The 8,542-nt window shown below is 56.7% G+C and carries 12 protein-coding genes and 1 pseudogene; 4 read left to right on the top strand and 9 right to left on the bottom strand.

Translation table 11 applies throughout. The annotated features are described in order from the left end of the window. The 3 genes from EGH23_RS24195 to EGH23_RS24185 all read left to right on the top strand — a co-directional run. The coding region (locus EGH23_RS24195; RefSeq protein WP_220582551.1) for an HAD-IC family P-type ATPase at positions 1-569 on the top strand (569 nt) is incomplete at its 5' end. Between the two features lie 19 nt (positions 570-588). Further along, complete coding sequence (locus EGH23_RS24190) at positions 589-1,521, top strand: cation diffusion facilitator family transporter (protein ID WP_220582550.1); 933 nt, start codon at positions 589-591, stop codon at positions 1,519-1,521. Positions 1,522-1,547: 26 nt separating this feature from the next. After that, a complete protein-coding gene (locus tag EGH23_RS24185; RefSeq protein WP_220582549.1) occupies positions 1,548-1,931 on the top strand; it encodes a SpoIIAA family protein in 384 nt (127 codons plus the stop codon). Positions 1,932-2,286: 355 nt separating this feature from the next. On the opposite strand, the gene EGH23_RS24180 is transcribed toward EGH23_RS24185, so the two are convergent. Both EGH23_RS24180 and EGH23_RS24175 read right to left on the bottom strand, forming a co-directional pair. Continuing rightward, on the bottom strand, positions 2,287-2,637 hold the full coding sequence (locus EGH23_RS24180) for a four-helix bundle copper-binding protein (protein ID WP_220582548.1): 351 nt from the start codon (positions 2,635-2,637) through the stop codon (positions 2,287-2,289). A 224-nt stretch (positions 2,638-2,861) separates the two neighbouring features. Further along, positions 2,862-3,629, bottom strand: a complete 768-nt coding sequence (locus EGH23_RS24175; RefSeq protein WP_328767021.1) for a DUF4396 domain-containing protein — start codon at positions 3,627-3,629, stop codon at positions 2,862-2,864. 312 nt (positions 3,630-3,941) lie between these two features. On the opposite strand from EGH23_RS24175, the gene EGH23_RS24170 reads away from it, so the two are divergent. After that, a complete protein-coding gene (locus tag EGH23_RS24170; RefSeq protein ID WP_220582546.1) occupies positions 3,942-4,751 on the top strand; it encodes a hypothetical protein in 810 nt (269 codons plus the stop codon). A gap of 39 nt (positions 4,752-4,790) precedes the next feature. On the opposite strand, the gene EGH23_RS24165 is transcribed toward EGH23_RS24170, so the two are convergent. The 7 genes and pseudogenes from EGH23_RS24165 to EGH23_RS24135 form a co-directional block, all read right to left on the bottom strand. Then, positions 4,791-5,156, bottom strand: a complete 366-nt coding sequence (locus tag EGH23_RS24165) for an SHOCT domain-containing protein (protein ID WP_220582545.1) — start codon at positions 5,154-5,156, stop codon at positions 4,791-4,793. 133 nt (positions 5,157-5,289) lie between these two features. Continuing rightward, the gene (locus EGH23_RS24160; protein WP_220582544.1) at positions 5,290-5,511 is read right to left on the bottom strand and encodes a hypothetical protein; all 222 of its coding nucleotides are present in this window, start codon (positions 5,509-5,511) and stop codon (positions 5,290-5,292) included. A 143-nt stretch (positions 5,512-5,654) separates the two neighbouring features. Next, positions 5,655-6,005 (bottom strand): SHOCT domain-containing protein, encoded by a 351-nt coding sequence (locus EGH23_RS24155; RefSeq protein WP_220582543.1) that lies wholly within the window; start codon positions 6,003-6,005, stop codon positions 5,655-5,657. 58 nt (positions 6,006-6,063) lie between these two features. Then, entirely contained in the window at positions 6,064-6,360 is a 297-nt protein-coding gene (locus tag EGH23_RS24150) for a hypothetical protein (protein ID WP_220582542.1), read from the bottom strand. A gap of 230 nt (positions 6,361-6,590) precedes the next feature. Further along, positions 6,591-6,749 (bottom strand): annotated as a pseudogene (locus EGH23_RS24145) (multicopper oxidase domain-containing protein); the annotation flags it as partial. A 330-nt stretch (positions 6,750-7,079) separates the two neighbouring features. Beyond that, positions 7,080-7,388, bottom strand: coding sequence for a HalOD1 output domain-containing protein (locus EGH23_RS24140; protein WP_220582541.1), 309 nt, complete (start codon positions 7,386-7,388; stop codon positions 7,080-7,082). Further along, the gene (locus tag EGH23_RS24135; RefSeq protein WP_220582540.1) at positions 7,385-8,236 is read right to left on the bottom strand and encodes a DUF7344 domain-containing protein; all 852 of its coding nucleotides are present in this window, start codon (positions 8,234-8,236) and stop codon (positions 7,385-7,387) included. Before EGH23_RS24135 ends, EGH23_RS24140 begins: the two co-directional genes overlap by 4 nt. Positions 8,237-8,542: the final 306 nt, after the last annotated feature.

Here is an 8,542-nt window from a genome sequence, read left to right as displayed (position 1 = left end):
TCCGGCCTGAGGCCAAGCACGCGGTAAGCCGCCTGAAGGCGCTCGGCGTGGAGCGGACGGTCATGCTTACGGGCGACAACGAGCGGACCGCACGAGCTATCGCCGAGCAGGTCGGCGTCGACGACTATCGCGCCGAACTCCTTCCCGAGGAGAAGGTTGACGCCATCGACGGACTCGTCGACGAGTACGACGGCGTGGCGATGGTCGGAGACGGTATTAACGACGCGCCCGCCCTCGCTACAGCCACAGTTGGCGTGGCAATGGGCGCAGCTGGGACGGACACGGCGCTGGAGACCGCCGACATCGCTCTGATGGGCGACGATCTCGCGAAGCTCCCGTACCTCTACGAACTCGCGAACGACGCCAATGGCGTCATCCGCCAGAACATCTGGGCCAGTCTTGTGGTAAAAGCCGGGCTGGCTCTCGCTGTTCCCTTTGGCTACGTGCCCATCTGGCTGGCTGTCCTCGCAGGGGATGCCGGAATGACGACGGCTGTAACCGGGAACGCGATGCGGCTATCACGAATTACTCCCACTCCCAACGAGGCCAAGGATTCGAGCCATGGCTAATTGATTTCGCCAGAGTACGATGTCCCTTCATACACACGAGGATGACGAACCCAGCGATGTAGCGGCTGAGACAACCGGGAGAAGTACGCGACGGTTAGCGCTCGTCGCCGTCATCAACTTCGTTGGCTTCGTCGTTGAACTGGCTGGTGGGCTCCTGTTTGGCTCGGTGGCGCTCATCAGCGACGCACTCCACATGCTCTTCGACATGCTCGCATACGCGATGGCGTTCGGCGCGAGTTACACCGCCGAACGGTTCGAAGGCGGTAAGTCGTGGTCGTATGGCCTGCATCGACTAGAACCGGTTGCGGCCTTTCTGAACGGTGTGTTACTGTTGCCGATGGTTGGGTACATCCTCTGGGAGTCCTACCAGCGCTTCCTCGAACCCGTGACAATCGAGCCATGGTTGACGCTTATCATTGCCACGGGTGGCTTACTAGTTAATATCGGCTCTGTATACGTGTTACAGGGCGACGAAATGAGTCTCAATGAACGAGGAGCGTTCTACCATCTGCTCGGTGACGCCGGTGGGTCGGTCGCGGTAATCGTCTCGACAGTTGCCATCGCAGTCTTCGACCTTCACGTCGCAGACCCGGTTGCAGCCGTACTCATCGGACTCCTAGTGCTTGCGTCGGCTGGGAACGTCCTCCGAGAGAGTACCGCTATCCTGCTGGAACGGAGCCCTCTGTCGCCCGAGGAACTCCAAAATGAATTGCTGGCACTCGATGGTGTCGCTCGGGTTGATGATCTGCACATCTGGCAGGTCTGTAGTCAACTCACCGTTGCGACTGTGCGACTGACCAATACGGCGACCACACTCGAAGAGCAACGGGCGATTCGGTCGCGAATCCACAACCACCTCACTAACAGAGGGATCGACCATGCAACCGTCGAACTCGTCGACGGCAGCGACCTTGACTCCGACCCTGCCGGTAGCACGAAACACGCCCACTAACGATGACCGACACTGCTTCCACTCGAATGTACGAGGTACTGGATGAGACAGACAAAAACCTCGTTGCAATCCGTGTGCACCAGGGTACCCGGAACGGATACGAAGAATTGTACTCACTTCTCGCCGCCAAAACCGAACAGCATGGACGTATCCACGTCTACGAAGAAGTGCCAGGCTGGACATTTTCGATCTTTCTCACCCATTTGCACGGGCTGATTCCGGATCTTCAGTATGGCTCCCATTTCAATATCGGCCGATACGCTGCAGTCGGCGATTCGACATGGGCAAAACTTCTCTTCGACTGGTGGCGGGCAATTCGACCGATCTGGCCGGTTGCCCCTGACAAGATGCGATATTTCGAGATAAAAGAACGCGAGCGAGCTCTCGACTGGCTTCGAGAGGCGCTATGAACCAATTTTGAGGAACGTGGTGAAATGTGTCACGCCGTTGACGCTCCTATATGGTAGCTGCGGGAACCGGGAGCGATCCCCATTTTTCAGCCGTGGAGTGAGTGGCCATACCACGAACAGAGCGATCGGTCCCGAATTCTGATTCACAATGGTGTAACGACCCTTCTAAGAGCCGCTCAGTACAGGTTGTCTCTCTGTCGCGAGGAGACGATTCAGATGGTAACTACTGGGCCCCACCCCATTGCAAATTCGCTCAGCCAGACACTTTCTCCAAAAAAGTTGCTGAGTAGCGGGCAGTAGTCAACAACGCCGTTCAAGTGCCGCCCTCGGCTCCACGCTTTGAAGATAATCCCTCTCAGGCCATGTTGCGACAGGTTTCAGCGCAGTCGCGAAGGACGTCGGCACAAGTCTGGCAGTGGTCGGCGTCGTGGCTTTCACATTCGTCGGCGCAGTCCTCACAGGCATCAGCACAGGCCTCGGCAAGCTGACTACTGTAATCGGAGTCGCGGGCCATGAATCGAGCGTGCAGCGACGTGATGTCGGCGACGTCGCGGCACAGTCGGGCACACTCTTCCATGTCCTCGCTCCCGAGGCACTCGTCAGCGCACCACTCACAGACTTGCGCTGCTGCGTTGCAGTTCTCAATACAGTCGCGCTGTTCCTCGCTCAGGTGGTCGATCTCGGAAACGGTTTCTGTAAGCGACATTGCAGACGATTGATTGGGCAGAATCGAATTAACCAATCTGCTTGCTACTGCTGGTTCAGATGCTCGGCTGTTACCCAGTTAGCTACACTACCGGAATACACTACTATCGGTTCTTCTATCCGGTAGAGAGACCGCAGACACGCAACAGCGGTGGGCAGCATAGATGGCCACCCGAACCACTCTCCGGGCATGTCGATACCTCTGAAAAGTAGGTGGTTTCAGTTTCAGTCAGTGCTATGTGCCTGTCGACTGTTGGCCCCGTTCGGACTCCCATCCATTTCGGCAGGGTTGCCCATTCCTTCTTTCACGCCGGCGGCAATGAGCGCGACGTTGACGGGGTAGGCGGCGAAGAACCCGATGGTCAGCGAGAACAGTAGGGCCGTCCAGAACAGCGGCGTTGTCCAGCCCGCCTCACCGGCTAACAGCAGGTCGGTGCCAATGGCGACGATTTCCATGATGGTGATGCTAGGCGTCTCGCTCCAGATGGCATCCCACATCGCTTCTCTGAAGCCGACACCCTCCTGCATCAGTGGGCCGACGGTCAGCGCGAATCCGCCAACGAACGCGAGCGTGAATGTCAGCGCGACCAACCAGAGCGTTGAGACACTGAGGATGATAGTCGCGGCAGTGATGCCGATCACCTCGCCTACGCCACATCCTGAGTAACAGTGCGATGTCGAGCGGAAGCCCTGCTTCCACAGTGAGTCACTATCGAGTTGTGTTCGGCCCGTCAACCAGTACACGCCGAGGCCGAACAGCCCGGAGTAGGCGATGACGAGCGACCAGACGAACTTCATGAGCGATGGGATGTTCTGGTTGTATTTCTCGAAGTCCCACCACAGCACGCCCAGCGAGATGAGATTGATTGTAAACCAAATGCCCAGCGTCCACCAGCTCGACAGGATCGGCTTGATAACGTCCCGAGCAGGCGCGAGCGTCTGCTCAATCTGGTGCGCCCACTGGAGCGCCCACTGGGGTAATGGCGAGCTCACTAATGCTATCAAGGCTTGCTCGGACATAGCTATGAATAGTGCCGAAATGGGGTCTTCTTTTGGCTTGCATTGTCCGAAGCGGACAAAGTTAATCGTCGGTAGGACACTACCCTTCGCAGGGAGAATGGCCTCCTATCTGCGGAAAAGCGACAATACGCAATCGAATGCTGTGGCGATATCTCCCAGGGTATTGCAATTTGTTCGCATATCTGCTGTCTTGGCGCCACTACTGCAGAGGTCACAGTATGATTGAACCCAGTTCTGGTATTAACAACCGTTATTCGCGTTCTCGACTGAATTTTCTCCAGAGAGATGTTACACAATGAGGCGGTCGGGCTACTCCTCGGTGCGGTACACGGTATCGAACCAGGGCACGGGTGGCCAGTCGCGGCATCGTATGCACTCGATCAGGCCAACAAGTGGGTGTACGGGTTCGCTGCGAGTTTCATCCTCGGTGTCGGCCACCTTATTAGCAGCATTGCGATGGTCGGCGTGTTCTTCTACGCGAAAGAATACTTCAATCTCACACAGGTCAACGAGCCGATCATGGTACTCGGCGGCGTCCAGATTGGCGGGCCAGTTAGTCTCGTCGCCGGTGTCTTACTCATCGCGCTCGGGATTCGCGAGTATTTCCATGGCCACTCACACGGGCAGCCCAGTAACGACAGCGGCCAAGGTCACGATCCACCCCATCCCCACGACCACGATAATGGCCATTCGCACAATAACGGTGCTGATCATACTCATGGTGACGGTGGAGGAGGCTCCCGACTGGAGGGATTCATCCCATTCGTCGGTGGACACTCACATTCCCACGGTAATCTTGACGACGCTGCTGATCGAGGTCTGTTCGGTATCGCGTGGTTCGCCTTCGTTCTTGGATTCGCTCACGAAGAGGAATTCGAGATAATCGCGATGTGTGCCGGGTCGAACCACTGTCTGGAACTGATGAGTGTGTATGCAATTACCGTCATCATTGGTATCGTCGGCTTGACGATGCTCTTGATCGCTGGCTATCAGAGCTACGAGGCGAAAGTGGAACGGTACACGCCGTACCTTCCCGTATTCTCCGCTGCTGTTCTTGTCATTATGGGCATCGGCTTTATCCTTGGATTGCTTTAGGCGACCAACAGAGATGCTTCCCACAATGGTCGCAGACTACTATGATTTCTCGCGGCTGAGGTTCGCACGGCGTTTCTCAAACTCTTCCTCAGACAGATCACCCCGAGCGTACGCCACGCGGAGTTCTTCAAGTGCTCTCTCGTTGGCCATCGACGAGCCGACGCGGCCGACAAGACCTCGGTAGAGGAGGTAGCCAATGCCGACGAGGATGACGAGCCAGACAAGCATCATCCCGATACCCCACAGCGGTGAGAGACCGCCGGCTATGCCACCGCCCCACCACCAGCCCATCATCCCCATCATCGGCATCGCGAACACCATCATCAACAGTGGAAACAGGACGATTACCGCGAGAACGATCAGGACGATGCGGAGCAAGCTGTCGGAGGTACGCTCTGTCGACATAGTGGCACTCACTAGAAATGTTCGTCGACTACGTGCATAAAGTTAGTTGGCTGTCAGTACAGCTCCAGTGATGGTCCTCTGACTTGGAGGACGGCCGATATGTTGCTTCGTGTCTTTACTGAGGTGATCTCACTTAACAGCAGTCGGGATCGTCGGGCGACCACTCGCACGCATCACCGGTCGTCAGCTTGTTTTCGTCCACGTAGGTCGATAGACACGCGTAGTTACAGAAGTACGTTGGCGACCCACAATCGTCAGTACAGTCCCGCACACAGAGCGGATCGTGGTCGAAGATGCGCGACCCGCAGTACGCACAGGTCTCATCAATATCGGGGAACTCGACGGTCGCAGACATACCTGTGCTACGGGCACGAGTCAAAAACGCATTTCGCCGGTCGCACATCTAGCGCTCCAATTTCTCACTGTCCTATTCGGACTGAAACCTGCCAGATTAGATTCCCCTTGGCGGGGACATACCGGTATTTACCGTGGGGGGTGTCACTCGGTACGTTCTAGTTGTTCACGCCGCCGTTCAAATTCGTCCTCGGAGAGGTCACCACGCGCGTAGCGCTCTCGAAGAATGGACAGCGGCCGTTCGCGAGTTCCATCTTCTCGACGCCGTCCGAGGGCGACGAGGAGGTACAACGGGACGAGCAGCAACCCCATCCAGAAGAGCCCCCAGAGACCCATCGCGCCGCCGACGAGTCCCCAGTCGCTGCCCATCATGCCGCCGCCGGAACTCCCGGCACCGTAGGCCGCAGCCGTACCCGTCGCCGCGACCAGTAACGGGACCACGAGTATCGTGAGTCGACGAGTAGTGCGTCCGAGAGTAGTCGTGAATTGCGTCATGATCGTGAGTTTGTGAGTCGCGATGTGCTATCGAAGCGATGAGAACGGTCAGGGGCCGTCAGCAGTGGCCCTGCCCGTCCATCCTGCCGTTGTGGTCGTCCTCAGCCATATCCTGAGCTATCTCGTTAACGGGCATACCCGTGTGGGACTCTATCCACTCGACGCTACCGGGACCCATGTGGTCGGTCATGTGGCCGTCCATCCAGGTCGCCCAGTCATCGGCAGTCCCATTGTCTGGGGATGCGTCGGTTGCAGTCGTTGCGCTGTCGTGTGCGCTGACCAAGCCCGGGACGAACGCGAGAGCGACGATCACGAGCGCCACGAGCAGCCAGCGGCCAATAGTGAAGTTGGTCATTGTGCTTCGCCTCAATTACTCGTAGAACCGCTCGGGAGTTATCGCGATGGGTGTGAACTCACACAGGAGAACGTTCGAGAACGTGTATGGAACAATCTAAACGTCTCTCAGGAATAGAATCGTTCATCCGGCTCAAAGTCGCCAGGGTAGCGCCTACTCCTTTCTGATGAGATAGGACCGAGACTAGATGAGCGACAGCGGGAACGATCTCGGGTGGGATTTCGACGAGGTCACTCGACGTATTTCACGATCCGTGCCATGCCCGCATCAAGATGGTACAGATTGTGGCAATGGAACAGCCACCGGCCGGGATTATCTGCGTGGAAGTCCAGCGTCACCTGCCCCCGATGCCCCGGCACCATAACGGTATCCTTGACAGCGTTGCCAACCTAAAAGAAGTTACCTGCCGGGGGCCGTATCAGGGAGCGAGTCATCTACCATTTTGGTTGGGAGACGATATTCTACCCTAAGACAAAAAGAGTGCTACTATATCTTGGTTAGAAGACGTGCTAGCCGATACTATTATCTGTCCAGTACCGGGAACATGCCAGCTAACCCAAATCAGCAAGGACGATACTGTCGTGCCATTGAATGACGCGCGACTGTTTGAGGCCTGCAGAGTTGGCTGACCATGTCTGTCTTCTCATCGCTCACCTCGGGAAGAGAGAGTAGGCCCGGCCACTCGGTCCAAACGCAGGCTCATAAACCAGCCCCGACTGTCACTCACACCGCCGAACGTGGACCGACTCCGTAGTCACAGTCACCGCACATCCGTTGAACTGCAGGGAGACTTCTGCGTGGGAATGTGCTGCCCCATCCAGATCGTCGAATATCCCATCGAGATGATCTGGATTGATCACCTCATAGAGCGGCGCAAGGTCGCGCACGTCCTTACCAGTCACCGCAGCGACCGCCTTCACAACAGCGATACTCGGCGGCTCGGTCTCGCCGATATCGTAGCTCAGGCTCTGGGTTGCTTCCGTCACAGTGCTGTCCGCAGTGTCGTCTTTCTCCTTGTTGGCAGTCATGGGTCGAATGGCAGGTCCGTCATGAAGGTCTCACTTTGATAGTCGAGGTGATCCAGTCGCGGCCCGAGTAGTTCCCGGACGAGGACGACCAATGGATTCCGCGCGCCCTCGCCGATCATCGCGATCTCTTCTTTCGAGTTATCGCCGTCTGCTTCCTTCCAGAGCCCGACGAGAACCGTATCGCGATCCGCGAAGATTAACCGGCTAATTTTCGGGAGGTCATCCGGATTGTTCATCCAATCAAGCTGTGGATCCCACACTGTCGCCTCCGGAAGCGATTCGCGGAAGAACTGGCGTATCCCTTCACTTTTTGCGCCAGCAGCGAAGGTGACACCGCGGTCGATGGCAGCCTTCGCGTGGGGAAGACACTCCTCGTGGAGCAGCTCATCGGAGGTGTAGATGAGAAAGAGCTCGTCGTCGGCGCGATCAGATAACTCACGGCCATACTTATAGACTGCATCTCGCCCCTCGAGGACGCCAATACTTTCCGTGTCAGCGGGGCTCTCAGTTCGGAACCGCGAGAGGAGCTCATCGATAGCACCGATCTCCTCCCAGTTCGGCTCAAGGGTCGTATAGTCCCCATAGCTAACGATATTGTCGGCAGCATCGTACTCAATCAATCCGGCTTCAGCAAGCCGCGGGAGACGGCTATGATGTAGTGAGATAACGGTTTCTTCGAACCGGTTCTCGTATTCTGTGGCATGCAGCGCAAGAACATTTTCACCGACAATGCGTTCTGCAAGTTCATCGACCGTAAGCTCGCGAGCGGACTCATTGAGCTGAGCAACGATGGTCCGATTAGTGTCATCCAGCAGTAACTGGATCACCTCGCTATCAGTCACATCCATTGTCAGCTTGTGCGTGGAGCAAGTATTAGTGCTTGTGTTATATTCTAACCACTATCGTGTACCTATTTGAACACAACACTCGGAGCCCATGAGTAGGATTATTGGATGCAGTGACACGTGCCCTGTCGCCGCTGCCGTGGCTGCTTGATAGCTGCAAGTACCCGGGAGCGACCTCTTCTCTGCAGGAGTGGCGTGAGTGATCGTAAGACGAACGGAGCGACCAGCCCCGAACTCCTGTTCACAACGGGTGTGGCGAACCTTTCAGCAGAATCGGAGTCATGCGATCTGCCGGCTCCCGTACGGTGA

The organism is Haloarcula nitratireducens, assembly GCF_019599505.1.
This window is presented reverse-complemented; position numbering and strand designations above follow the sequence as displayed.